Below are 24,435 nucleotides of genomic sequence, written 5' to 3'. Positions count from 1 at the left end.
AGAGGAGTATATATTATAATGAAACGAACCATTGCAGCCGGTCTTTCCGCCGCTCTGCTGTGCGGCATGGTCGTACCGGCGTTTGCCGCCGATACCAAGACCGCGACGAACACCACCGGCACCACCCAGACCCAGCCGACGGCGCCGGTCAAGCTGACGTTTGACAAGCTGGAGGAGACCGTCCGCCGGAACAACGTCACCATCAAGGCGAACAACAACACCGTGCTCAGCGCGGAAAAGACCGATGTAGGCGATCGGTACATCGAAAGCTATTTCCAGCTTTCCGAGCAGATTTCGTCCTACCAGAAGCAGATCAAGGAACTGCAGAAAACGCTGAAGGAACTGGGAACCGACGAGGCGAACGCCGGTCTGCGCAAGACGCTTGAGAGCCAGATTTCCATTCTGCAGCGCAATCTGGCAGCCGCCGAAGCATCGTACAAGAACCTCGACGATGACGAGGACGACGCCGAGGAGGATCAGGAGAAAACGGTTGATAACACCCGCCGTCAGATGCAGAATGCAGCCGATGAGATCTGCCTGAGTGCGGAAAACACGTACATTTCTCTGCGCGGCATGAAGTATACGCTCAACCAGACAAACCGCAGTATTCAGCAGCTTGACCGCAACATTGCGACTGTGCAGAAGCAGGTAAAGCTGGGTATGACCGGTGTAAATACGCTCAAGAGCCTGCAGGCACAGCGAGAGAGCGCCGTTGCCAGCAAGGCCTCGCTGACCACGCAGGTAGAGGCGCTGACCAACACGCTCGCTATCCAGTGCGGCTATACCACCGGTACGCAGATCGAAACGAGCGATCTTCCGGTCGTAACCGCCGAGCAGGTCACCTCCATTGATTATAACAAGGATCTTGCCGAGGCGCTCAAGAACAGCTACGCGATCTACTCCAAGGAGTACGCAATGCAGACCGCGTCCGACGATTACGAGAACAATAAGACCAACACGCTGTATGCTTATCAGGCAGCCAAGATCGACCGCGACGCACAGAAGGAGAGCACGACCGCTTCTTTCCGCAAGCTGTATACCGACCTGCAGGAGAAGCAGACCGCGCTTGCTGCGGCGGACGCCGATCTCGCACAGGCAAAAAAGACGTTTACGGTAAGCCAGGTGCAGTACACGCGCGGCATGATCTCCAAGATGGCGTACACGGATGCGCTTGACACCTTCACCACCGCACAGGAGACCGAGGTTGCAGCGCGTATCGATCTGCTGACCGCCTACAACACCTATCAGTGGGCAAAACGCGGTGTAATTACGGCAACAGCTTGATAAGCTGACCGTTTTTGCGAATATAGCAGATATGTATAATGAATTGGAGGACCCCGATGAACAATAGCAAACGAATCCTTGCGGCGCTGCTGGCCGGTGCGATGGTACTGTGCGCAGGCTGCGGCAAGGAAGAGGAAACCGAGGAGGAAAGCTCAAACAGCACTGCGGTTGAGGTAACCGATGTTACCTCGGGTGCGATGAGCTCGGAGTATACGCTGAACGGCAAGATTGCCGCCGTCAATGAGGTGCAGGTGTTCCCACTGCTGGCGGGTCAGGTGCAGACGCTGAATGTCAGCGAAGGCGACACGGTTTCCAAGGGTCAGACCCTGTTTACGGTGGATACCTCGACGGTTACTTCGACGATGAGTTCGCTGCAGCAATCCTACAGCGCTACCAAGACCGCGACCGACCGCGCGATCGAATCCGCGAAGATCGGTGTGGAGCAGGCGGAGCTTGCCGTCAGCAACACCGAGGCGCTGCTCGAAGCCGGTGCGGCTGCCGAGCAGGATCTGACCAAGGCCAAGCAGGCACTGACGCAGGCGCAGGCCGGTGTCGCGCAGGCTGAGGCGCAGCAGTCCGCGTCTCTGGCGCAGATTCAGGCGTCCATGGACCAGATCAATAAGCAGGCAAGCCTTGGCACGGTAACCGCGCCCTGCTCGGGTACGGTCACGGCGGTGAACGTCGTGCGCGGCGGCATGGCGTCGTCTGCGCAGCCGGGTGTCGTTATCGCTGAGAACAGCGCGGTTGAGGTGCAGGTTTCTGTCGCTGAGGACGTATTCACCGGCATCAAGGTCGGCGATACCGCAAGCGTCACGGTTTCCGCTGTCTCCAAGGAGTCGATGAACGGTACGGTCAGCACGCTGCCGGCGGCTGCCAATGCACAGACCAATCTGTATGACGTATCGGTTGCTCTGCCGTCCGGCACCAAGCCGCCGATCGGCGCGTTTGCTACCGTCACCTTCTATACCGACCGCCGCGCAAGCACGATTTCCGTGCCGACCGAGTCCATCCTGACCGGCAACAACAACGAGCAGTATGTGTTCACCGTAAATGCGGACGGCACTGCCGCAACCCGCGTTACCGTCACCACCGGACTGGTTACCAAGGATTCGACCGAGATCGTTTCCGGCCTCAAGGCAGGCGACCGGGTTGTTACCAAGGGTCAGTCCTATCTGTCGGACGGTGCAGCCGTGCATGTCGTCACCTCAGACGCCGTAGACGGCGGGGAGGGTTAAGCGCGCATGAAATTCGCACAAACCTTTATCAAACACCATGTAATGACCATCCTGCTGTACATACTGGTCGTTGTGTTTGGTTTTTACAGCTTCCAGAACCTGCCGCTGGCGCTTATGCCGTCCATGGAGGTTCCGGCAGCGGTTGTTTACGCTACTTACCCGGGTGCCGGTCCGGAGGATATCGAGCAGCAGGTAACCAAAAAACTCGAGGGTGCGGTAGCGGGTCTGTCCGGTCTGGATACGCTCCAGTCCACCTCGTCCGAGAATATGGCTATGCTGGTTATCCAGTTTACGAATCATACGGATATGGATCAGGCAATGACCGACCTGCGCGACAAGGTTGCACAGGTAAAGAGCCAGCTGCCGGATGACGCATCCGACCCGACCGTTATGTCGATTGATATTGACTCCATGCCGGTCGTACAGGTCGCGTTGCGCGGCAACGATCTGGCTTCTCTGCAGTCCATCGCCGAGGACGAGATTCAGCCGGCGCTCGAGCGTCTGGACGGCGTAGCGTCTGTTGATATTTCGGGCGGCTATGAGCAGGAGATTGCAGTCCACACGGACGCCTCCCGCCTGAAGGGTTATAACCTGACCATTTCGTCCATCGGTCAGCAGCTCGGCGCGGACAACATCGCCATTCCGGGCGGCGATCTGGATAACGGTTCGCAGACGCTGGCTGTCCGCACGGACGGCGAGTATTCGTCCATTGATGATGTTAAGAACGCTCTGATCTCGCTTCCGGCAGGCGGCACGGTCCGTCTGAGCCAGATTGCGGATGTTTCCATGCAGCCGAAGGATCAGGACGCCATCTCCAAGGTTGACGGTGAGGAATGTATCATCCTGTCGGTCAACAAGCAGTCCGGTTCGAACACCGTGCAGATCGCCGAGCTGGCAAAGGCTGAGTTTGACTCCCTGCTTAAGAGTAACGATTCCCTGCAGTGGAATATCGTTATGGATCAGTCCGACTATATCAACATGACGGTTGATAACGCTATTCAGAACATCTGGATGGGCGTGCTGTTCGCCGCGATCGTGCTGTTCCTTTTCCTGCGCGACTTCGGCGCGACCATGGCTGTTACCATCGCGATGCCGTGCTGTATCCTGTTTACGTTCCTGATTATGAACGTGCTGGGCATTACGCTGAACATGATGTCGCTCGGCGGTATCACGCTCGGTGTAGGTATGATCGTGGATAACTCCATCGTTGTTCTGGAGAACATCTTTACCTATCGAGCGGACGGCTACGACCGTATGGAGGCCTGCACCAAGGGCACCGGCGAGGTCATCGGTGCAGTTATCGCCTCCACGCTGACCACGGTCGCCGTATTCCTGCCGATCGCACTTTCCGGCGGCATGGCCGGCATGATGTTCAAGGAATTCTGTATCACCATCGTAGCGCTGCTGCTCAGCTCGCTGATCATTTCCGTCACGCTCGTGCCGCTGCTGTGCTACTTCCTGCTCGGCAGCACCAAGCAGAAGAGTGTCAAGCCGCAGGGATCGGGCGCAACGCCGATCACCGAAAAGCCGCTCTCGCGTGTATACCGCAGTTCGCTGAATTTCCTGATCACCCACCGCTGGGCAGGAATCGCGCTGACCGTTGTCATCTGTATTGTCAGCGTGCTCAGCGTCAGCCAGGCGGGCATGGAGCTCATCCCGGAGATGGATGAGGGTCAGGTGAGTGTTACGGTTTCCATGCCGAACGGTTCGACTATGGAGGACACTGCTGCCATCGAGGACCGCATTGCGGCCATCGCAGTTGATACCATCCCGGAGCTGGAGCAGATCTACTACTCGACCGGTTCTTCGACCTCGATTATGTCCTCGTTCTCGGGCGCAAGCGTTACAATTTCGCTGGTAGATCTCGATCAGCGTGACCGCTCGTCAGCGGATATCGCCAAGCAGCTGCGCCATGACCTGCAGGATATTGCAGGCTGTGAACTGACGGTTTCGACCAGCAGCACCATGTCGATGTCCACGGATTCGGACATCAGCGTTGAGCTGACCGGCGATGACTACGACCAGCTGGCTGAGACGGCAGACGATCTGGCAAACCAGATCAGCGCCCTGCCGGATGCCATCAATGTTGAGTCCTCGGCAGGCGAGCAGACCCCGCGTGTTGCCGTTAAGATCAACCGCGAGAATGCGTCTCGCTTCGGTCTGAATGCGGCCACCATTGGCGGTCTGGTTCGTGGTGAGCTGACCGGCTCGACCGCAACCACGCTCCGCATGAACGGTGAGGAATACGACGTTACCGTTGCCGGCGACGAGGATGTAGCAACCAGTCTGGACGCACTGCGCTCCATGCAGATTCCGACCATGACCGGCGGCACCGTACCGCTGTCCATGGTGGCGGATGTCTACACCGAGCTCAGTCCGCAGTCCATCGTGCGCAAGAACCAGAAGGAGACCGTAACCATCACCGGTGAAAGCGAATCCGGTGACAGCAATGCCATTAAGGCAGCCGTTGACGACATTGTTGCCAAGTACGAGCTGCCGGACGGCGTAGAGGTCGGCGAAGGCGATACCGCTGCTTCACAGATCGCGGAGACCACCGGCACGCTGATGCTGGCCCTTGCGGTGGCAATCCTGCTGGTATATTTCATTCTGGCAACGCAGTTCAACTCGTTCTCGCTGCCGATTGCAATCATGCTGATCCTGCCGATCGGTCTGCTTGGCTCGATGATCCTGCTGTGGCCGACCGGAAATCATGTTTCCATGGTCGCACTGCTCGGTGTTATCATTCTGGCCGGTACAGTCGTCAACTCGTCTATCGTGCTGATCGACTATACCCTGCAGCGCCGTCAGCGCGGTGAGGATAAGAATACGGCTATCCTGAACGCATGTCCGCGCCGTGTCCGTCCGGTGCTGATGACCGCTATGACCACTATCCTCGGCCTTGTGCCGATGGTATGCTCGAGCGGCGAAGGCTCTGAGATGATGAAGCCGATGGGTGTTGTCATGATGACCGGTATGGTTATCTCCACCATTGCAACGCTGTTCATCACTCCGGTTTACTATTCGCTGACCGACAGCGTCGCTTCCCGCCTTTCCGGCCTGTTTAAGAAAATCAAGCTGCCGAAGTTTAACTTCCATAAGAAAAATCCGCAGCAGTAAGCAAAAAGGGAACCGAAATCGGTTCCCTTTTTGAATTGAGAATGGATAATGGAGGATGGAGAATGAATGGCGGGCAAAATGGGTACCGCAGTTGTCCAATGTCTGTACAGTCTACCCCGTAGGGGAGCACAGTGTGCTCCCGCACCCATTTAACGATGACTTGGGCGAACACGGTTCGCCCCTGCGGGTATACGAGTGCAAATGAATTTACAAGCGACGTATTGATTCAACCGCCGCGATAATTTTCCATTCTTCATTCTCAATTTTCAATTCCGATATTCCCTTGCATATCGCACAAGTGAAGTCTATAATATTTGTATAAATTGCAGATAGGAGCGAACAATATGGCTTCGGATAAAACAAATGTAATGCGTGTGCTCGAGCAGCACAAGATCGCCTATAAGCCGCACGAATACCCGCACGGCAAGGACGCCGTAGACGGTGTTTCGGTTGCGGAACTGCTCGGCCAGAACCCTGATCAGGTCTTCAAGACGCTGGTTGCACGAGGCAAATCGGGAGGCTTTCATGTATTCGTTATTCCGGTCGCAAAGGAGCTTGACCTGAAAAAAGCAGCCAAGGCGGCAGGTGAAAAGTCGGTCGAGATGGTGCATGTCAAGGAACTGTTGGGCCTTACCGGCTATGTGCGCGGCGGCTGCTCGCCGGTCGGCATGAAAAAGGCGTTCCCGACCGTGTTTGACGAGAGCGTGAACAATGTCCCGACCGTGATGGTCTCTGCGGGCAAGATCGGTTTCCAGATCGAATGTGCACCGGCGGATCTCATCAAGCTGGTACGCGCCACGACCGCGCATATTACGACGGATTAAGGCAATACTGCATGATTAAACAAGAGCGATTTGCGAGTGGATTTTGTGCACTGACGAGGCGCGGTTTTGCGGTAATACTTGATGTATTACCGTAGAATCAGCGGCAGCGCGACCGGAGCCTGCGCAAGGGACCGCTATAAAGTCAGGGCACAAAATTTCCGCAAAGCGCCGCAGTCTTAATTGTGCAGTGTTGCCTTACGTCTGCGGCTTCAGCAGTCCTGCCGCATCCGGGAACAGCGCGAACACGTTCTGCACGCCGCAGCCTGCCAGCTGCGCCAGCTTGGCCGCCAGCGTGGAATCATCGTCGTACAGGACAAAGTGTGCCTGTCCGTCTGCATTCATGTAGGTGAAGTATTTCGCGCACAGCTCGCGCGAAAAGAACGGCTGTGCGCCGGTCTGCGCGAGCAGCGCGGCTCTTGCTGCGGCACTGAGCGAAACGCCGTTCGGCGTGGGTGACGGCAGGGTGAAATCCTGCGAAACCGGCTGCAGAAATGCGGCAATTCGCGCCGCGCCGTAAATGCCCTGCAGGGAGGAAATGTACTCGGTCAGACTGCCGCCCGAAATCGCGGTGGAGACCGTGAGTATCGCGTGCGACAGCGTGTGTCCGCACTCGAGCGGCACATACAGCGGAATATCCGCATCGTACAGTGCTTCGTCGAATGCGGCCAGCAGACGGCGGTTCAGCGGCGTGTCGTGTTCAAAATCCGCGAACACGCCGGGCGCTTCCGTACGCCGCGCTTCGAAAACCAGATCGGCGGCAATGCGCTCTGCGCTGCAGAAGTTGATAGCCTGCGGCGGGTCGGTCACGCCGAGCAGGCAGTGCCGCTGCACCGCGGACACCTTGAGCCGCTGCAGCGCTCCGGACGGTGAAATACCAAGGCAAAGCTGCAAAACCGGCATGCCGAGCGAAGCGGCTTTCGTTGTGTCGCGTCCGGTGCATACCAGAATAAGATTTTTCGTGTAGACCATAATCGTCAACTCCTTGATGATAGAAATACGTTGGAACGGCCCGCGGTCCGTTCCTCCTGTCGGCAAAACTGTAGTTTTGCAACAGCTTCTTTTCTGGACTTTTTGAATAAATTCCATTACACTATATGTAGCATTACGCTAAATTAGAATACGGGTATTAACAGGAGTGTATGAATGAGCAAACTGATTCCCGATTATGTATTTGATTCGATTTACGATATTACGCCGGAGGTGCTGACTGCCCACGGCATACGCGGCGTGCTGGTCGATCTGGATGGCACAATGGCGTCCCACAAGGCTGCTTTGCCGCCCGATACGCTGCACCTCTTTGTCGATCGGCTGAAGGATGCCGGCATTGCTGTGCTGGTGTTCTCCAACAACCATCCCGAGCGGGTAGGGAAGTTCTGCGAGCCACTCGGTGTGGGCTATATCAGCCATGCTGGAAAGCCGTTTTCGCGCGGCTTCCGCAAGGCGGCAAACCGGCTTGGCCTGTCCATGCGCGAGATTGCCGTTATCGGCGACCAGATTTTCACCGACGTGTTCGGCGGCAACCGCGCAGGCGCGCTGACCTGCTACGTCGAAACGCTCGACCGCCGGTTTTTCTGGATCAATGTGCGCTATCAGCTTGAGCGCGGCTTTATCGCGCGCGGACGGCGCAGAATGGAGGCGAGAGCACATCATGGCTGAGCCGAAATTCGGTCCTGCGGGCAACTCGGAGTCGTTTGCCGCCGCAGGCTTCAAGAAAAGCGAGGATGCGCCTGCATGGCTCGCACAGATGGGGCTGACTGCGTTTGAGTATCAGTGCGGACGCGGCGTGCGCTGCGGCGAGGAGACCGCCCTCAAAATCGGTGCAGCAGCCAAGCAGCACGGCATTCAGATGAGCATTCATGCGCCGTATTTCATCAATCTCTCGTCCGAGGAGCGTGAGCGCATGGAGAAAAACGTCGGCTATGTGCTGGAGACCGCGCGGCTGGCTGTGCCGCTTGGCGCAACACGCATGGTCGTGCACTGCGGTGGTCAGGGCAAGCTGACCCGTGACCGCGCCATGCGCAACTCGCACGAAAACGTAAAAAATATTCTGCGTGCGCTGGATGAGGCTCACTTGACCGGCTGCGCGGTCTGCCTGGAAACCATGGGCAAAAAGAGCGTGCTCGGCACCGCCGAGGAGGTCTGCGAGCTGGTGGCTGCCGATGACCGCCTGCTGCCGTGCATCGACTTCGGTCATCTCAACTGCCGCACGGGCGGGCACATGAACACCCGCGAGGAAGTGAAAGCGCTGTTCGACCTGATGGAAAATACCATCGGTCACGAGCGTACCGCCAAGCTGCACGCCCACTTCTCTCATATCGAGTATAACGATAAGGGCGAGGTGCGCCATTTGACGTTCGCGGATACGGTATACGGTCCGGATTTCACGCCGGTCGCTGAGGAAACCGCTGTGCGCGGCTACGCACCGACGTTTATCTGCGAATCCGCCGGCACGCAGGCGGAGGACGCTTTAGCCATGAAGCAGTGCTTCATGGACAAATTAGAAATTCCCAATGCGTAATTACTGATTAAAAAGAAAAATAGGCTTCCATCGAAGACGATGACAAAAGAAAACTGGGGGTATCACCATGAAAAAGGTATTATTGATCCACGGTCCTAACCTGAACCTGACCGGTCAGCGCGAACCGGGCATTTATGGTTCGAACACGCTGGCATCCATCAATGCGGAGGTTGTACAGAAGTGCGAACGTCTGGGGATGGAATGCGCGGTATTTCAGTCCAACTCCGAGGGTGCGCTGATCGACCGTATTCACGCGGCTCGTGAGGACTGCGATGCGATCATCATGAACGCCGGTGCGTACACGCACTACAGCTACGCTATCCGCGATGCGATTGCGGCTGTGCGCCTGCCCTGCGTGGAGGTACATATGTCCAATGTGCACGCGCGCGAGGAATTCCGCCACAAGTCGGTCATCGGACCGGTGTGTGCGGGCGTCATTGCAGGCTTCGGCAAGCACAGCTATCTGCTCGCCGTAGATGCGGTAAAATCCATCATCGGCTAATATTTAAGAGGCGATTACCATGAAAAGAAACGAACTGCGTGCCATGCTGCTCGAGCAGCCGTATGACGCGCTGGTACTGACCAGTGAGATCAGTCGCCGCTACGCGACCGGCTTTCACTCGACGGCAGGCGCGGTGTACCTGTCGGCCAAACAGGCGGTATTCTTCACGGATTTCCGTTATGTCGAAGCGGCACACGCGGCCATCAAGGATTTTGAGGTGCGCGAGATCAAGGCGGGGCAGAGTTATTCTGCGCTCATCAATGAGCTGCTCGACGAGGACGGCGCAAAAAAGGTCGCTCTCGAGGACAAAACGCTTACCTATGCGGAGTTCATGTCCTGGGGCACGGCGCTGCACGCGACAGCTGTCCGTCTCGAGGATGGTGTGGAGCAGCTGCGCATGTGCAAGGAAGAGGACGAGGTTGAGAAGATCGTTGCGGCACAGCGAATCGCTGAGCAGGCGCTTGAGGAGGTGCTGAACGACATCAAGATCGGCGTGACCGAGAAGGAGATCGCGGCACGGCTGACCTACCTCATGCTGCACTACGGCGCGGAGAACATGTCGTTTGATCCGATCGTCGTTTCGGGCGCGAACAGCTCCAGACCGCACGGCGTACCGGGTGAAAAGACCATCGAAGCGGGCGATTTCGTGACGATGGACTTCGGCTGCATTTACGACGGCTACTGCTCGGATATGACGCGCACGGTCGCGGTCGGTCATGTCACCGACGAGATGCAGACCGTGTACGACACGGTGCTGAACGCACAGCTTGCAGGCATTGCCGCCTGCAAGGCCGGTGTGACCGGTCGGGACGTCGATGCGGCAGGCCGTAAGATTATCGAGGCGGCAGGCTACGGTGATGCCTTCGGCCACGGCTTCGGCCATGGTGTAGGACTGGAGATCCACGAGGCTCCGGTTGCCTCTCCGCGCGGAGAAGCGCCGCTGCCGGCAGGCAGTATCGTCACCGCAGAGCCGGGAATTTATTTGCCGGGCAGGTTCGGCGTGCGTATTGAGGATATGCTGTATGTCATCGAGGACGGCTGCATCGATCTGACCGATGCACCCAAGCAGCTTATCGTTCTGTAAATTGTGAAAAAGGGAGAAAACGCTGTTTTCTCCCTTTTTATATTCCGTGAATGTTGAAAATCGGTTGCCGCATCGCTTGACGGCGGCTTGATGAAAAAGAATCAATTTAACAATTTATCCATAAGCTATACACAAAAAATCCACACAAGTTCGGCACAATGGTTACACCGATAGGAGGAGATGTTCTCATGCGTATTTTGTTAATCAATGCAGAGCAGGACGAGCGCCTGTTCGCCACTTTCAAGCATGAACATATTCTGTATGATCAGCAGCCGGAGAGCGACACGCTTGATATTTCGGAGAATATATATGATGTAATCGTGTATAATGCCACTAAGCTGGATGAGAAGACCATTGATGCGGTGCGCTCTCTGCGCGAAAGCGGTGATATGACACCGTTGCTCGTCATGGCAGGTCACACGACCGCGCGTGCGCGTATCCGTATTCTGAATGCGGGTGCGGACAATGTGCTCATGCGTCCGTGCCAGAGCGATGAGATTCTGGCGCATGTCAATGCACTGGCACGTCGGCCGAGAATGATGCAGAGTGAAATCCTGACCGCCGGCGATCTGACGCTCGACCGCGGCCGTTGTGTGCTGTCGAGCAATGACGGCGAAGTCCGTCTGTCCGGCAAGGAGCTGCAGCTTGTAGAGATGTTCCTGCGGGAACCGGGACAGGTGCTGCCGCGTGAAATGCTGCACCAGAAGGTATGGGGAGCAGGCAGGGACGCGACCTACAATAACATCGAGGTTTATTTGACACTTGTGCGCCGCAAGCTGCGTGCGGTCGGCTCGAAGGCCGAGCTGATCTCCGAGCGAGGCATCGGATATTATCTGCAGGAAGCAGAATAAGGGAAGGGACGTACTTTCATGGTACGTCCTTTTATTTTTCCTTCCTTTTTGAACTTCTGCCGTTCCCTTGCTTCCTGATCTGGTGCAGACCAGAGACCTGCGACAGCTCCGAAAAGGTGAACGGCTGAGGTCAAACCGTCTTCGGATGGAGGATGGGATGTTTCTGCTGAGATATTTGGTACAGGCATTGAAATGTGGATCCGTAGTCAAGGTACATTTGAAGAATATAGAAAAATTCGACAGGGTTACGAGATCGACAACCGCAAAATCTTCGGTGAATACGCCGAAGATGTGATTGGTGTCAAAGAATGTGCAGGTGTCAAGCACAACACGATATACGAGAAGTTACATAAAGAAAAAGAGATGATGGAAGCAAAAATGCTTCTGCCATCTCTTTTTTAGGTTTGTAAAGAAGAAACGATTCATTTGGATAAATTACAGTGTTCAAAAATCATCTGCCATACCGGTCATGGTATTGCGGCGTTGCCTTAAATGTATCAGAAAATAAGAAAAACCGGTCATTTCAAATGAAATAACCGGTTGATCTGGTACGCCAGAAGGGATTCGAACCCCCGACCTTTTGGTTCGTAGGAATTTACGGAGCGCAACTCAGCGGTTCACCGGGCATTTTTAGACCGCAATACACGGCTGCAAGCAGTGGAATTACCGTATCACCGATACACTTGTTTTAAGGGGGCTGGGAAACGTGGACCCCATGTCGGAACCCCTTAAAAAGCAGCGGTGTATGTCTGCTTACGACTGGACGGCTTATCCGGAATACCGAGTTTTAGCTTGCCTTGCTCAACCAGCGGCTGAATATAGCGCTTGTTAGCGTGGTACACGGTTCCAATGCCGAGAAAATCTGCAATTTCCTTACGGGTGCGCGGTGTGCGGCAGAATTGCAGAAGTGAGGCTGTTTTGTCTGCTGTATGGCTTGTGATAACCGGATTCTCTGGTTCAGCAGGATGATTGTACAGTACAACAACAAACTCATTCTGCCGGTTGATAAATACCGGAGCAGGGAGTCCTGCTTCCTGCATAGTGCGGCGCATAGTTGGGATACCGGAGTAACGGTGCTCTGCGTCAGTCAAACTTTCGGTCATAACGGCAAGGACCGGATTGCGGGCATCGGGATGCGCAAAACCGAGATCTTCGACCGACATGCGACCGTACAGAGAACCGGGGCTGTGGATCTCTAGCCGGTCGCTGAAAAAGTCAATCTGAATAGGAGTGCCCTCGGTGTAAATGCTGTAATCGCGGTGAATGAGCGCATTCAGCACAGCCTCGCGTATCGCGCTGATCGGATATTCGGTCTTGTCACATCGCTTGCCGGTTTCCGAATCGATGATCGTAGCGGTTTTCATGTTGCGCATACAGAATGCCATCGCCTCGGAAAACATATTGGAAATGGTGCCTTCCATGCGCTTATTATCGAGAAAACGCGCTCCGCTGTCGGCAGTATCACCAATTTCCGTGCCGGGAACGACAATGCCGGTAATACCAAGCTCCGGCAGAAAACCTTGCGGATAAACGCAGAAATTCAGCAGACCGGCGATCGTCGGTATGCTGTTTCGCGTGATCGACAGCATTTCCATAGCCTGCGTATCGTTCATCTGCGCAAACTGCGGACGCGATATACGGCGTTCGGTCAGAAAGGCGTTCAGCAGGTCTTTATCGAGGAAATCCACCGTCGCACGCTCGATAACGCGCTCATCGTCATGCATATGGTTACGGTATGCTTCAAAACAATAGATTTCGTAATCGGTCATATGGCGGTCAGCATCGCCCACACGCACATAAGAGCCGTTTTGAATGCCAGCACCGATGTAGTAACACGGACGCTCGGCGTAGGCAATTGACGGAATCTCTGCCGAACAAATCCACACGCCTTCGTATTCAGCGGTGGTAAACAGAGCACGAACTGGCGGCTGCATTTGATTGCACTGCTCGGTTACTTTTTTCTGCAAATCCTGCAGATCATACACGCCGACTGCTGCGAAATGTTCGTTTTCATCCAGTCCAAACAGGAGAATACCGCCGCTGTTCTGGTTGGAAAAGCTGGAAAGCGTATCACGCAGTTTGCTTGGGCAGCCGCGATGCGCAGTTTTTACTTCAATGGTTTGTGCTTCGGCCTGCTGTGCCTGTACACGTTTTGCAAGTTCGATCAAATCTTCAATCTGCATTTTGAAAATCCACCACCTTTATTTATATTATACGCCAGATTATCAAAATGTAAATCTGGATTTTGAAAATCTGTTCGATGATTTTTGATAATATCTCACAACAACGCAGGCCTTGTCAATCGGATACTTCCGAGCGGCAGGGCCTGTCGTTTTGCGCATGAACCGCACTTATCTATTCTAACCTTTTTACACTTTCTATCATTTACAATGCCATATTCAGGTCTAAACTATCCTGTTAAGGCATTTGAGAAGAAAATCAGTCATATCGAAAAATGCAATTTATTTTGGGAAAATATTCACTATTCGACATTATCTTTTTGCATTCCGATAACATATAGATAATCTTAACACATTGGAGGTTATCTCTATGGATATGAAAAGACATCTTAAATCTGCACTCAAACATCTTGGTTTCGACAAGCCTCGCAAGGCTCAGATTATTCCGATGAATACGCTCGATGCCGGACAGGACGCAATTGTAATTGCTGCCACGGGTTCCGGAAAACAGGTCATCTATGAAACGGTTGGACTTGCCCATTCGGACAAGCTGACTATCGTCATCGAACCTTTGCTTGCGCTGATTTACAATCAGGTGCAGACGTTACAGGCTCATGGTGTTGCTGCTGATTATATCGATATGACCCGCTCGAAAGAGGATATTGATAAGATATTACACCGGGCTCGCAAAGGAAAACTGACTTTCCTCTATATCACTCCCGAACGACTGCAAAATCATGCGTTTATCGAAGCTATGCAGCATTCGGATATCGGATATCTTTATGATCGTGGCGGACGAGTGTCACTGTATTACGGAATGGGGCTATACGTTCCGTGATGCTTATCTGCACATTGGCGATTTTATCGGCAAGCTGAAACGTAAGCCGGTTATTTGTGCCTGCTCTGCGACAATATCTGCTGACTCTTTGAATACCATTCCTGATAGTCTGCATATGGACAAGCCTGCGGTTCTCCGCAGTGATTTACGACGCGATAATCTTATTCTGCTCAAGAAGGACGTTACCTGTCAGAAGAAACTGTTGGAGGAACGGCTGGAATTCCGTATCAAGAAACTATGCAAAGTACAGTTTACAAGGGACTACACAGGGTAGGTATCTGACGGGAGGTGTGCTACCCGTCAGATTTTCCATGTAATATTCAAGCTGTCGCTTGTGGCGGCTATGGTGGTAATCATCAAATCCACCACCCGCCGCTTGTCGTCAAAGGATACATTCTCCCAAGTGTCGAGGTAGCCGGAAATCTGGCTGACCTGTTCCGGGCTGATGGCTTCCACCGTCAGCTCCGCTATCCTCGCCAGAAGTTCCTGCTTGCGCCCGTCCAGTTCCGCTATCTTCACATTCACATAGGAGAGCAGCACATTGTTTGCGCCCGTCAGACTGTCCACCAGCTTTTCAATCTCGCTGTCCACATGGGCAAGCTCCACTTGCAGGGCGGCGATTTTCGGGTTTGCCTTTGCCGCTTTCTTTCTGCCTGTCAGCGTCTTGTAGCTTGCCAGCTTCTTTACCATCTGCTGATAAACAACCGCTTCCAGTTCCGAAGTGATGATTTTCCCGCACCCCGGACAACTCTTGTTATCCAGCCGTTTCGTACAGCGAAGGTATTGCTTGCCGGAGGGATTGAAGATACTCATAAGGGCATATCCGCAGTTCCCGCACTTGATTTTTCCCGCCAGCCATGTGTGGGTGGCTTTCCGGGCAGACTGGATTTTCATGTTGTTCATCAGCTTCTTGCGGCAGGTCAGCCAGATGTCGGAGGGGACAATACCCTCATGGGGAGCCAGCACCAGCATTTGGTCTTTCAAGTCGTTCTTTTTGCTGGGCTTCACATCCCGACCTTGATACAGATAGCAGCCGTTCATGCCCGTAAAATCGGCAGCGTCATTGACAATGACTGTCCCTTGACTTTTAAAAAACTCGTACACATCAAGGTCTGCCTGCACATAGACAGGATTGCGTAACATCTGCGCCAGCGTGGGGCGTATCAGCTCTTTGCCATTGAACAAGATACCCTGTTCGGCAAAGTACCGGGTAATGTCCCCGTAGGAGGTAGTGGGCTGGGCGTACATCTCAAACATCAGCCGGATATTTGCCGCTTCGTCTGGATTTACCACCAGCTTTTTTGTGTTGATACCGTCCATCTTGATTGGCTCTGTATGAAAGCCGTAAGGGGCTTTCCCACCCATCTTGAAACCTCGCTGGCTGCGGGAATAGTAAGCGTCCGTTACTCGCTTCTGTATGGTTTCCCTTTCAAGCTGGGCGAACACGATACAGATATTCAACATCGCCCGCCCCATCGGGGTGGAGGTATCAAATTTTTCCGTAGAGGACACAAACTCCACATTGTACTGCTGAAACAGCTCCATCATGTTGGCAAAGTCCAGAATGGAACGGCTGATACGGTCGAGCTTGTAAACCACGACTTTTGCAATCAGCCCCCGCTTGATGTCCCGCACCAGTTCTTGAAACTTCGGACGGTCTGTGTTCTTGCCGCTGTACCCCTTGTCTGTGTATTCCTTGCAGTTACCGCCTTTCAACTCGTATTTGCAAAATTCAATCTGGCTTTCAATGGAAATGCTGTCCTTTTTGTCCACCGATTGTCTTGCATAGATTGCGTCTATTCGATTGTTCATATTGTCGCTCCTTTTCTTAAAAAGAAACGGAGCTGCTGACACCTTTATTATACCGCCAGCAGCCCCGCAAATCAACGATGGCTTCGGAAAATCTTATGCCCCGGCTTCCTCACTCTGCCGCTTGTCGGCATACTTGCGGAACACCTCATAAAGCTGCTGTTCCAGCTCCCGGCGTTTTGCCGCTTCCTGCTCCGGCGTGAACACCGGGGAGAGATTTTCCAGCGTGATTTCCTTTCCTTGAAAAGTCACGACTTCGGTTTCTTTCTTGTATCTGATATGCTCCATAGTACCTCCGTATTTAATTTTCAAAGTGCAGTGCCGCCATGCTGCGGCGTGAAATGTTTTCTGTCATCAATCACCGTTCCCTTGTGTGCCGCTGCTGCCGTTTCAGTTCTGCCAGCACCTCCGGCGGGATACGGTCTACCAGCCGCTGAATGTCTTTCAGCTCGCTTTCCAGCTTTGCCCGTTCCATCGTATCTTTCATCTTGCCTTTTTCACTGGCTTTTGCTCTGGCTTCCAACTGTTCATTTTCTGCTAAAAGGTCGTTTATTGTGGCCTTGTATTTTTTGAGCTGACCGGAGAAATTCTCCATCTGCGGAAACCACTTTTTCAGCAGGGAGAGGGCTTCCTCTTTCTTCTTTCCGGCGTTGAACGGGGTAATACCGTCCAGCGTGGCTTCAATGGCTCTTGCCTGTTTGGAGAGATTGACCGCCTGCTTGAACAAACGGGTGGGGATATGCTTCCTGCCTGTCTTGCTGGCACTTTCCCCACGCTCCAAGTCGGGATATTTCTCCACCATACAGGCGTGGAAATCGTCCTGCCACTTCGTCAGGTTCGCCCGGTTGCCGATGATTTCTTTGGCGCACAGGCGGTTGTCCTTTGTCAGCGGAACAAAGGTCAAATGCAGGTGGGGCGTTTTCTCGTCCATGTGTACCACCGCCGACACGATGTTTTCTTTCCCTACCCGCCCGATTAAGAAATCAGCCGCCCTCTGGAAAAATTCCTGTATCTCCTTTGGGGACTTCTTCTTAAAAAATTCCGGACTGGCGGTAATCAGCGTATCCACAAACCGGGTGCTGTCTTTCCTTGTACGGCAACCGGCCTGTTCGATACGGTTTTGAATAAAATGATAGTACCTGCCCTCTGGCTTGATGATGTGGAAATTGTATTTGCTTCGGCTGGTATCAATGTCGGGGTTGCTGGCGTATTGCTCTTTCTGCCGTTCGTGATGGACTTCCAGCGGTCTTGCCGGATTGCCCTTGTGCTTTTCAAATCGCAAAATTGCGTGTTGTGCCATGAAACTCCTTTCCCCATTCCGTTCCTTTCCGGGACTTCTCCACAGGAAAATCCCGCAGAAAATATCTCGGATAGGAAGGAAATGGATAGAATATAAATCAATATTTTTATCTTTGTATTTCTATATACCGTCTGGTTTTCGTACTTCAAGAGGATTGATTATCGTACTTATGGAGTGCGGTTTTCAGTCCTCCGGCGTTCCATAACCGGATTTCTTGAAGTCGGTGTTTGGAACCGCTTCGTAGGATTTTGGGTAAATGCAGTTGGGTTTTCCACAGCCCTGCTTCTGGATCTCCACCAGCCCCGCATACTGCAATTCCCGTAGGGTATTGACGGCTTTCTGCCGCCCACAGTGGAGCAGGGCGACCACCTCGCAGATTGGATAATACAGGAAAATGCGCCCGTATTCGTCCGCCCAGCCGTTCTTGCGGGATAGTTCTGTCCGGCGCAGGATAAAGGCGTACAGTATCTTCGCTTCGTTGGACAGTGGCGTGAATGTGGGGGCTTCAAAAAGGAAATTGGGAAGCCGGGTAAAGCTGACCGCCTTTTCCGGCTGATGGATATAAATAGTGTTTGTCATATCGTGTTTTGTGGACGGTTAGAAGCCCGTTTCCGGGGGCAGACGGTAGTTTCTATTGCCTGCCCCTGTTCTGTGCTTGCAAAGCCTTGTAAATCAAGGACTTTTCAGCCCCTAACTGTCCACACAAGACCTCCTTTTCCGTTCACTTTCTGTTTTCTGCCGCCTGTGAACTCTGGCTGCGCAGTCGGGACAGTATTTTGCCCGGTTGGACTTTGGGACGAACACTCTGCCGCAGACCGCACAGCGTTTTAGCTCCTTATCCCGGAAAATCTCCACTTCCAGCGTTCCGTCCAGCGGCAAGACCGACCAGCGGAACCACTTACAGCAGACCGAGAAAGAAACCGTCTGCGGGCAGGTGCAGGTGTCCCCATCGTCAAGGGAAATGCAGTTGCCGCCCTCACAACAGCAGCACTCCCGGCGTATCAGGCTGTTTGCCTGTTTCCTCTGCGCCGGCGTCATACGGTAGAGGGAGCCGTCCGGTTTGCGCTCTATGGGCGGCAGTCGTTTATATGGGTTCTCTCTCATGTGTTCCCTCCATTTTTCTGTTGCCGTTCTCCCCAAAAAGGCTTCCTGCCCCATTCCTGCGGCGTGTTCCCAACAGGGGCCCCCACAAAGTCGTTGGACTTTGTGGGGAGAGGAGCCACAGCGGAGCGAGTGAGCTTTCGCCATTTGGCGGAAGCGAATGATACGCAGCTTGTGGCGACGAGGCACGCTCCCCGGACTTCGGGACATTTTGTCCCGAAGTGGCTCGTAGCGGTGCTTCCCCTGCCGGGGTATTCCTTTTCGGACGGTCATTCATTTTTCAAGGTGCGGCTCATCGATGAACTAAGATAAGTCTACACCTAAATGACCGCCCGCCCCGTATATCCATAAAGTCGGAAATCAGCCCGGAAAACTTTCTATTTCCACGCTCTCGGAATTGTGGTAGAATAGAAATAATGAGTGATAAATAGGAGATAGGAAAGCCTTTATAAATGGATATTTGAAAAGATATATTCATTTTCACGATGGAAAAATGGAGGAGGCACAATGAACTTTAACGAAGCAATGCAAATGCTTGGAAACAAGTTGCAAGGAAAGTACGGACATTTAGGCTTTAAGTATAAAAAATCTGACAAAACACTTACGAGGCACAGTAAAAATTTCACCTATATGATTGCGTTTTCCTCATTCGGCGGGAACACAAAGGATAGCATAAGTATAGAGGTTTGCTATATAATCAACACTCGTCCATACGACCCTTATGGTTATGCCAAACCAGACCTCAACACACAACCGCTGTTTTACAGTTTAAGAGACAATGAAATATATCTTGACATAGGAAATGAAGAAAAAATTGATAATACCTTTGAGATTGTTTGTCAGTGGATGGATAAATTACTGATTCCAAAAATGAATGAGCTTTGTGCTACCGAGTAAAATGAGCAGTTGACAATATCAGTGAATTATCTGCGAGAAAATTAGAAATATTTTTGACTATCAAGCAGACAAGGAGGGGGAGCATGGAACTATCCATACAAGAACGATTGAAAGACCTGCGTGTGGAGCGTGGGCTGACGCTGGAGCAGCTTGAGGAACAGGTAAATCTCTCCAAGTCTGCACTGGGCAGTTATGAAGCAAAGGACTTCAAGGACATCAGCCACTATGCCATTATCAAGCTGGCGAAGTTTTACGGCGTGACTGCCGATTATCTGCTGGGGCTGTCCCAAACAAGAAATCACCCAAACGCCGATCTTGCAGACCTGCGTTTGAGTGATGATATGATTGAACTATTGAAAAGTGGGCGGGTGGATAATTCCCTCTTGTGTGAGCTGGCGGTACACCCGGATTTCCCCCGGCTGATGGCTGACCTTGAAATCTATGTGAACGGCGTGGCGGTGAAGCAGGTGCAGGCCGCAAACGCCATAGTGGATGCCATGAGCGCAACCATTATGAAGCAGCACAATCCCGGCTTGTCTGACCCGCAGTTAAGGCAGCTTGTCGCCGCCCATATTGACGATGACAGCTTTTGCCGCTATGTGATACAGCAAGACATAAACAAGATAGCCCTTGACCTGCGGGAAGCCCATAAGGACGATTTTTTCAGCGTTCCGGAGGACAATCCGCTGGAAGATTTCTTGCAGACCGCCGAGGAAACTGCCAGTCCAGACAGCGACCCGGAGCAAGCGGCTTTGGCGTTTATCTGTAAGCGGCTCAAGCTGAATTTGAAAAAGCTGTCCGAGGAAGAAAAGAAGTGGCTGAAAAAGATTGCACAGAAGTCGGACTTGCTGAAAAATCCAAACCCGCAGCGGGGGAGAAAATAAGAGAGCGATAAACAAGAAATCTGAAAGGAGTTATCAATATGAGTTATGATTTGATGGTTTTTGAGAGAACAAAAGCACCTACCACAAAAAAAGAGTTTATGGCATGGTATGAAAAGCAAATGGAATGGGAGGAAGAACATGATTACCAAACGATTAGTGTTTCTTCTCCGGCTTTACAAAACTGGTTTATGGAAATGAAAGAAAAATTCCCGCCCATGAATGGGGAATATGCACCGAATGACGATGCTCTTGATGACGATGAAAATTTGGAGTTGCATATGGTTGATTACAGTATTGGGTATAATGTAATTTACGCTGCGTTTTCTTGGTCGGTGGCAGACGAGGCGTATGAACTTATGCGTAGTTTAGCTCAAAAACACAAGGTTGGATTTTTTGATGTGAGTGGAGATGATGGCGATATTATTTTGCCAGATGGAATTATGATAAAATAATATGATACATACCTATTCCCATTCTCACTTACCGGGAAAATAGCAAAGCCAGCCGAGCCAGTCAACGGTCAAGATGAACGGCGCACAAATGCGCCGCCATTGACAGCCCCGCCCGCCTTTGCTGATGGGCAATCAAGGCGGGAAAGCCCTAAAATGGCTTCCCGCCCATTTCTAAGAACTGATAAGTCAGATTTGCTGAAAAATCCAAATCCACAGCGGGGACGGAAGTAGAGAACAATAAATAAGAATTTACAGGAGGAAAATCAATGGAGAACTTGATTAAGTTTTTAGAAGATAAGATAACGGATAAAATGTCTGTGGAAGAAATAGTTGATGTTTTTGAGCAGATGTGCAGCACACCGCTTGAAGAAGATATGGTTTTATTTGAAACCGGAACATTTACTGCTTTTTCAAAAGAACCATTTTTTCAAATTTCATTAGTTCGACAGTTTTCAAATGATGATGAAGAGTTTTATCAAATCCATGTAGTCATCTTGTATAAGCCAACCGCTGAAAATAAAATTTTCAGCGAAACAACATGGGACGAAGATTTAGACGAAAATATATTTGACTATATCAGAAAATCAGCGTCGTTTGCTTATGCAAGAAATCATGAATACATCGAGGTAAAAATATATATGGACGAAACTTAACTTCTCATTTATCAGGGAGATAGCAAAGCCCTAAAATGGCTTCCCCGCCCATTCCAATTTTGAGAGAAAAATCTGTTTGCTTTTTTGTGAGTGTGTCCACAAGTTCGGGACATTTTGTCCCGAAGTCCGGCGTGGGACGAGGACCGGGGGCTTTCATATACGCCCTGTCTGCTGACGAAACCAGCCCTGCGCTTGCGGCTCCACGACACGCAATCACAGCCCTGTTTTTCTGCTGCTTCAAATGCCCTTGCCCGACCCGGCGGCAACCTCATTTTCGCAGCAACGCCGACAGAGCGTATAACACACTACACTTTGCAAGCAAAGTCGTGTGCCAAGGGGCAAGCCCCTTTGGAAACCCCAGACAACAAAACAGGCTGAATATCTCGCACTTCCCCGGTGCTTGATATTCAGCCTTTATTTGTTGTCAGCAGCCCCCGTTTCGTGGTCTGCGTGTAGTTCCTTGTAAACTGACCTAAGCTGATTGATAAATATCACAAGGATGGCTCGGTGCTGATCTTTGCGCAGACTACGGCTTATGTCGATGCGTTATATAATATCCTGCGTGAAAGATATATGGACGAGGTGACTCGCTATCATTCACGAGTTAAGCCAGAACGTCACAAGAAAGAGCTGCTGTTCGACTTCCTGCATGGTGAAAGAAAAATTATGATTTCAACCTCGGCGTTCTCGATGGGTATTGATGTTTCCGATATTGAACTTGTTGTACACTTTAACGCGCCGATCAGCATGACGGATTACATTCAGCAGATTGGCCGAGCGGGACGCGACGGACGCAAGGCACACTGCGTTCTTTTCTACGATCAGAATGGCGATGATGACACTATCTCAAATAGCTTTATCAAGAAGGCGAAAAAGCAGTCAGCCAAAGCTGCGAAAACGATAAAATCGAATCTAAACCAAGTACACAACTTCATCCATAGCGATAATTGCATGGTATGCGATATTCTCGAATACTAAGGACAGCATGAAAACAAAACCTGTAAGCGCTGCACGATATGTGCACAGAAACGGAGGAACAGCAAATGATTACGAACAAGCACGGTATCCACACCTTTTCGTTGAAATTACAATGCAAATATTCCGAAATACAGAACATTATTGAACAAAACGAGTGTATTCGCACCGGCAAAGGGAAATTAGGTCTTTCGTCGTATTACCAGATGCCACAGTTCAAGGACATTGGTGTTGAGGTACAGCTTGGTCAGTCTGTTTCGCATCCGTGCTGGCTGATACTGATTATTAACCCGTCTTCGTTGCTTGCCGGTACATATAAACCGACCGCATTGTTTCAGGCTGACAAAGAATCTGTTCAGCAGGTAAAGCACCGCCTGCGAGATATCCTTGATCAAATCGGCGTTGACCGACAGCTCAAGGGGTTTAAGCTGTCACGGTGTGATTTGACCTGCAATCTGTACTATGAGCGCAAGGCGGATGTTCAAGATCGTTTGGATATTTTCAAGAAATCCTTTCCTATCCCCCATTACAACACGGTTAAGTTTGGAAAATACGCAAATTCCGATGAGCAATTCAAGGGAGCCAATAAGCATTCATGGACAATCGAGAATAAGTCTAAAAGCTGTGCTTTTTCGGTTTATGATAAAACGTATGAACTCGAGAAACGACATAATATCGTTATTGACGAGCATATTCTTCGACTGGAATTGCGATTTGGTCGTTCGAAAATCACCAAGTTGACTAAGGCTAAAGACTGGGAAAGTCAGCTGATCGAACTTGGCTCGCAGATTGAAAAACAGCAGCATAAGTTTCTCCACCGGCTGCATATGACGCACTTTGCCCCGGTTTCGCTTCCCGAGCTGCTGGACCGTATCAATGCCTCCAAGTACCGCGAAAAGACGAAAAAGAAGCTGCGCCGTATCGCGAAAAAGGCGAACGGCTGCGTTTCGCTCGCAGCCGTTCAGAAAGATTGCAGAATTAAAAAATTTGAGTTTATTAAATTGTTGGGAAAGTTTGAGGAGATGGAGACAGGATGTATTTCATTCAAGTCATAAATCTATTTCTCATCAGCGCATGCAGGCAAATTTTCTCTTTTATCATCATTTATAATTTTCGTTCTAACGGCCTGCTGCAGGGTGTTTGAGCCTGCTTAAACAGCATGATTTGACGTTCAATCGCCAACATTAGAATTATGGAGTAGCGATTGTCGCATTTCTTATGCGGCTTACGAAAATGTAAAGTAAATTTGCAAAATGGCTTATCTATAGGAAGACAAATGGAGAAAGCTCATGTTATTTTGCATGAGACGTTTTCTTATGAGTAGAAATAGAAGGAATATTGGAATAGAATGTAGTAAATATGTTGCTGAACTATACCATACATGGTAATATAATGAATATATTGTTACCTGCTTGCAGAATGCAGATACTTTAAAAATTTTCAGAAAAAAATCGAGAATCTTAAATCTTTTTTAAAATTCGTCCCTCTTATATCCGTGAAGGGAGGGAAGAACTCCAAATCATGAAACCGGAGGCAGACAGCATGGAAATGAAAGAGCAGATAACACAGGAAGAAGCGTGTGCTCGGGGGCTGATGGAAGCAGAGTACGAACAGCTTGCTAAGCTGGTAACAATGCTGCAGGTGAACCCTAATGATGGGCGGGCATTTGAAAAATTTTATGAACTGACATACCCGCGTATCCTGTACACAGCACGTGGTCTGGTCGATAACGAGCAGTCTGCGCTTGACGTTACACAGGAGGTATACATTGCGTTTTATAAGAATATTGAAACAATTCGGCAGCCAAGAGCAATCATAAGCTGGCTGCACCGCACCGCAACCGGCAAGGCAAAGGACATGCGCGAACGTGCCTCTGCGCAGAACGAAACTCTGCTGCAGAGTGAGGAGCAGGAGTATGTATTTACCAACAC

General features: G+C 51.5%; 25 protein-coding genes. 18 read left to right on the top strand and 7 right to left on the bottom strand.

Annotated elements, in window-relative coordinates:
• The first annotated feature begins 18 nt into the window (after positions 1-18).
• From PGY33_RS12050 to ybaK, 4 genes are all read left to right on the top strand, one after another.
• Positions 19-1,284 carry a TolC family protein gene (locus PGY33_RS12050; protein ID WP_270478837.1) on the top strand — a complete coding sequence of 422 codons (1,266 nt, stop codon included), beginning with the start codon at positions 19-21 and terminating at the stop codon, positions 1,282-1,284.
• A gap of 56 nt (positions 1,285-1,340) precedes the next feature.
• Positions 1,341-2,519, top strand: coding sequence for an efflux RND transporter periplasmic adaptor subunit (locus PGY33_RS12045; protein ID WP_270478836.1), 1,179 nt, complete (start codon positions 1,341-1,343; stop codon positions 2,517-2,519).
• 6 nt (positions 2,520-2,525) lie between these two features.
• On the top strand, positions 2,526-5,636 hold the full coding sequence (locus PGY33_RS12040; RefSeq protein WP_270478835.1) for an efflux RND transporter permease subunit: 3,111 nt from the start codon (positions 2,526-2,528) through the stop codon (positions 5,634-5,636).
• A gap of 344 nt (positions 5,637-5,980) precedes the next feature.
• Positions 5,981-6,460, top strand: coding sequence for a Cys-tRNA(Pro) deacylase (gene ybaK, locus PGY33_RS12035; protein WP_118361371.1), 480 nt, complete (start codon positions 5,981-5,983; stop codon positions 6,458-6,460).
• Between the two features lie 195 nt (positions 6,461-6,655).
• On the opposite strand, the gene PGY33_RS12030 is transcribed toward ybaK, so the two are convergent.
• Positions 6,656-7,429 (bottom strand): hypothetical protein, encoded by a 774-nt coding sequence (locus PGY33_RS12030; protein ID WP_270478833.1) that lies wholly within the window; start codon positions 7,427-7,429, stop codon positions 6,656-6,658.
• Positions 7,430-7,603: 174 nt separating this feature from the next.
• On the opposite strand from PGY33_RS12030, the gene PGY33_RS12025 reads away from it, so the two are divergent.
• The 6 genes from PGY33_RS12025 (at position 7,604) to PGY33_RS12000 (ending at position 11,817) form a co-directional block, all read left to right on the top strand.
• Complete coding sequence (locus tag PGY33_RS12025) at positions 7,604-8,116, top strand: YqeG family HAD IIIA-type phosphatase (RefSeq protein ID WP_270478831.1); 513 nt, start codon at positions 7,604-7,606, stop codon at positions 8,114-8,116.
• Positions 8,109-8,978 (top strand): TIM barrel protein, encoded by an 870-nt coding sequence (locus PGY33_RS12020; RefSeq protein WP_270478829.1) that lies wholly within the window; start codon positions 8,109-8,111, stop codon positions 8,976-8,978. Before PGY33_RS12025 ends, PGY33_RS12020 begins: the two co-directional genes overlap by 8 nt.
• Positions 8,979-9,045: 67 nt before the next feature.
• Positions 9,046-9,480, top strand: a complete 435-nt coding sequence (aroQ, locus tag PGY33_RS12015; RefSeq protein ID WP_110435870.1) for a type II 3-dehydroquinate dehydratase — start codon at positions 9,046-9,048, stop codon at positions 9,478-9,480.
• Positions 9,481-9,499: 19 nt separating this feature from the next.
• On the top strand, positions 9,500-10,564 hold the full coding sequence (locus PGY33_RS12010) for an aminopeptidase P family protein (protein ID WP_270441268.1): 1,065 nt from the start codon (positions 9,500-9,502) through the stop codon (positions 10,562-10,564).
• A 188-nt stretch (positions 10,565-10,752) separates the two neighbouring features.
• Entirely contained in the window at positions 10,753-11,415 is a 663-nt protein-coding gene (locus tag PGY33_RS12005) for a response regulator transcription factor (RefSeq protein ID WP_158575291.1), read from the top strand.
• A 192-nt stretch (positions 11,416-11,607) separates the two neighbouring features.
• Positions 11,608-11,817 (top strand): hypothetical protein, encoded by a 210-nt coding sequence (locus PGY33_RS12000; RefSeq protein WP_118481334.1) that lies wholly within the window; start codon positions 11,608-11,610, stop codon positions 11,815-11,817.
• A 326-nt stretch (positions 11,818-12,143) separates the two neighbouring features.
• Here the strand turns inward: PGY33_RS12000 and PGY33_RS11995 are convergent, their stop codons facing one another.
• The gene (locus tag PGY33_RS11995) at positions 12,144-13,598 is read right to left on the bottom strand and encodes an ATP-binding protein (protein WP_118481333.1); all 1,455 of its coding nucleotides are present in this window, start codon (positions 13,596-13,598) and stop codon (positions 12,144-12,146) included.
• 367 nt (positions 13,599-13,965) lie between these two features.
• Between PGY33_RS11995 and PGY33_RS11990 the strand changes: the two genes are divergently transcribed.
• Positions 13,966-14,433 (top strand): DEAD/DEAH box helicase, encoded by a 468-nt coding sequence (locus tag PGY33_RS11990; RefSeq protein ID WP_270478824.1) that lies wholly within the window; start codon positions 13,966-13,968, stop codon positions 14,431-14,433.
• A 300-nt stretch (positions 14,434-14,733) separates the two neighbouring features.
• Here the strand turns inward: PGY33_RS11990 and PGY33_RS11985 are convergent, their stop codons facing one another.
• The 5 genes from PGY33_RS11985 to PGY33_RS11965 form a co-directional block, all read right to left on the bottom strand.
• Entirely contained in the window at positions 14,734-16,245 is a 1,512-nt protein-coding gene (locus tag PGY33_RS11985) for a recombinase family protein (protein ID WP_262400167.1), read from the bottom strand.
• Between the two features lie 93 nt (positions 16,246-16,338).
• On the bottom strand, positions 16,339-16,530 hold the full coding sequence (locus PGY33_RS11980; protein WP_002566025.1) for a hypothetical protein: 192 nt from the start codon (positions 16,528-16,530) through the stop codon (positions 16,339-16,341).
• A gap of 70 nt (positions 16,531-16,600) precedes the next feature.
• On the bottom strand, positions 16,601-17,542 hold the full coding sequence (gene mobV / locus PGY33_RS11975; RefSeq protein ID WP_270478822.1) for a MobV family relaxase: 942 nt from the start codon (positions 17,540-17,542) through the stop codon (positions 16,601-16,603).
• A gap of 183 nt (positions 17,543-17,725) precedes the next feature.
• Positions 17,726-18,121: a replication initiator protein A gene (locus tag PGY33_RS11970; RefSeq protein WP_118680341.1), complete on the bottom strand. Its 396-nt coding sequence runs from the start codon at positions 18,119-18,121 to the stop codon at positions 17,726-17,728.
• Between the two features lie 111 nt (positions 18,122-18,232).
• A complete protein-coding gene (locus PGY33_RS11965; RefSeq protein ID WP_270478819.1) occupies positions 18,233-18,646 on the bottom strand; it encodes a cysteine-rich VLP protein in 414 nt (137 codons plus the stop codon).
• 504 nt (positions 18,647-19,150) lie between these two features.
• On the opposite strand from PGY33_RS11965, the gene PGY33_RS11960 reads away from it, so the two are divergent.
• The 7 genes from PGY33_RS11960 to PGY33_RS11930 all read left to right on the top strand — a co-directional run.
• Complete coding sequence (locus PGY33_RS11960) at positions 19,151-19,540, top strand: hypothetical protein (protein WP_002566029.1); 390 nt, start codon at positions 19,151-19,153, stop codon at positions 19,538-19,540.
• Between the two features lie 83 nt (positions 19,541-19,623).
• Complete coding sequence (locus tag PGY33_RS11955) at positions 19,624-20,424, top strand: helix-turn-helix domain-containing protein (protein WP_118680342.1); 801 nt, start codon at positions 19,624-19,626, stop codon at positions 20,422-20,424.
• Between the two features lie 38 nt (positions 20,425-20,462).
• The gene (locus tag PGY33_RS11950; protein ID WP_002566031.1) at positions 20,463-20,876 is read left to right on the top strand and encodes a hypothetical protein; all 414 of its coding nucleotides are present in this window, start codon (positions 20,463-20,465) and stop codon (positions 20,874-20,876) included.
• 266 nt (positions 20,877-21,142) lie between these two features.
• Positions 21,143-21,529, top strand: coding sequence for a hypothetical protein (locus tag PGY33_RS11945; protein ID WP_055080834.1), 387 nt, complete (start codon positions 21,143-21,145; stop codon positions 21,527-21,529).
• 477 nt (positions 21,530-22,006) lie between these two features.
• On the top strand, positions 22,007-22,507 hold the full coding sequence (locus PGY33_RS11940) for a helicase-related protein (RefSeq protein ID WP_330673842.1): 501 nt from the start codon (positions 22,007-22,009) through the stop codon (positions 22,505-22,507).
• A 65-nt stretch (positions 22,508-22,572) separates the two neighbouring features.
• Positions 22,573-23,559, top strand: coding sequence for a hypothetical protein (locus PGY33_RS11935; protein ID WP_270478817.1), 987 nt, complete (start codon positions 22,573-22,575; stop codon positions 23,557-23,559).
• A gap of 487 nt (positions 23,560-24,046) precedes the next feature.
• Positions 24,047-24,435: RNA polymerase sigma factor (locus PGY33_RS11930; protein WP_270478815.1), on the top strand; the 389-nt coding region annotated here is incomplete at its 3' end.

The sequence above is a fragment of the Butyricicoccus sp. AF18-9LB genome (assembly GCF_027684505.1).
Taxonomy (GTDB): domain Bacteria; phylum Bacillota; class Clostridia; order Oscillospirales; family Butyricicoccaceae; genus Agathobaculum; species Agathobaculum butyriciproducens.
The sequence above is the reverse complement of the archived record's forward strand: the minus strand, read 5'-3'. Positions and strand labels throughout refer to the sequence as shown.

Excerpts from the sequence above, each read along its gene's own strand:
- PGY33_RS12030 (WP_270478833.1), bottom strand. The coding sequence starts at position 7,429 with ATGGTCTACACGAAAAATCTTATTCTGGTATGCACCGGACGCGACACA.
- PGY33_RS11990 (WP_270478824.1), top strand. The coding sequence starts at position 13,966 with ATGGATATGAAAAGACATCTTAAATCTGCACTCAAACATCTTGGTTTC.
- PGY33_RS11935 (WP_270478817.1), top strand. The coding sequence starts at position 22,573 with ATGATTACGAACAAGCACGGTATCCACACCTTTTCGTTGAAATTACAA.
- PGY33_RS11995 (WP_118481333.1), bottom strand. The coding sequence starts at position 13,598 with ATGCAGATTGAAGATTTGATCGAACTTGCAAAACGTGTACAGGCACAG.
- PGY33_RS12025 (WP_270478831.1), top strand. The coding sequence starts at position 7,604 with ATGAGCAAACTGATTCCCGATTATGTATTTGATTCGATTTACGATATT.
- aroQ (WP_110435870.1), top strand. The coding sequence starts at position 9,046 with ATGAAAAAGGTATTATTGATCCACGGTCCTAACCTGAACCTGACCGGT.
- PGY33_RS11945 (WP_055080834.1), top strand. The coding sequence starts at position 21,143 with ATGGAGAACTTGATTAAGTTTTTAGAAGATAAGATAACGGATAAAATG.
- PGY33_RS12040 (WP_270478835.1), top strand. The coding sequence starts at position 2,526 with ATGAAATTCGCACAAACCTTTATCAAACACCATGTAATGACCATCCTG.
- PGY33_RS11950 (WP_002566031.1), top strand. The coding sequence starts at position 20,463 with ATGAGTTATGATTTGATGGTTTTTGAGAGAACAAAAGCACCTACCACA.
- PGY33_RS11970 (WP_118680341.1), bottom strand. The coding sequence starts at position 18,121 with ATGACAAACACTATTTATATCCATCAGCCGGAAAAGGCGGTCAGCTTT.
- PGY33_RS12000 (WP_118481334.1), top strand. The coding sequence starts at position 11,608 with ATGTGGATCCGTAGTCAAGGTACATTTGAAGAATATAGAAAAATTCGA.
- PGY33_RS12005 (WP_158575291.1), top strand. The coding sequence starts at position 10,753 with ATGCGTATTTTGTTAATCAATGCAGAGCAGGACGAGCGCCTGTTCGCC.
- PGY33_RS12050 (WP_270478837.1), top strand. The coding sequence starts at position 19 with ATGAAACGAACCATTGCAGCCGGTCTTTCCGCCGCTCTGCTGTGCGGC.
- PGY33_RS11980 (WP_002566025.1), bottom strand. The coding sequence starts at position 16,530 with ATGGAGCATATCAGATACAAGAAAGAAACCGAAGTCGTGACTTTTCAA.
- PGY33_RS12010 (WP_270441268.1), top strand. The coding sequence starts at position 9,500 with ATGAAAAGAAACGAACTGCGTGCCATGCTGCTCGAGCAGCCGTATGAC.
- PGY33_RS12020 (WP_270478829.1), top strand. The coding sequence starts at position 8,109 with ATGGCTGAGCCGAAATTCGGTCCTGCGGGCAACTCGGAGTCGTTTGCC.
- PGY33_RS11965 (WP_270478819.1), bottom strand. The coding sequence starts at position 18,646 with ATGAGAGAGAACCCATATAAACGACTGCCGCCCATAGAGCGCAAACCG.
- PGY33_RS11955 (WP_118680342.1), top strand. The coding sequence starts at position 19,624 with ATGGAACTATCCATACAAGAACGATTGAAAGACCTGCGTGTGGAGCGT.
- ybaK (WP_118361371.1), top strand. The coding sequence starts at position 5,981 with ATGGCTTCGGATAAAACAAATGTAATGCGTGTGCTCGAGCAGCACAAG.
- PGY33_RS11960 (WP_002566029.1), top strand. The coding sequence starts at position 19,151 with ATGAACTTTAACGAAGCAATGCAAATGCTTGGAAACAAGTTGCAAGGA.
- PGY33_RS11985 (WP_262400167.1), bottom strand. The coding sequence starts at position 16,245 with ATGAACAATCGAATAGACGCAATCTATGCAAGACAATCGGTGGACAAA.
- PGY33_RS12045 (WP_270478836.1), top strand. The coding sequence starts at position 1,341 with ATGAACAATAGCAAACGAATCCTTGCGGCGCTGCTGGCCGGTGCGATG.
- mobV (WP_270478822.1), bottom strand. The coding sequence starts at position 17,542 with ATGGCACAACACGCAATTTTGCGATTTGAAAAGCACAAGGGCAATCCG.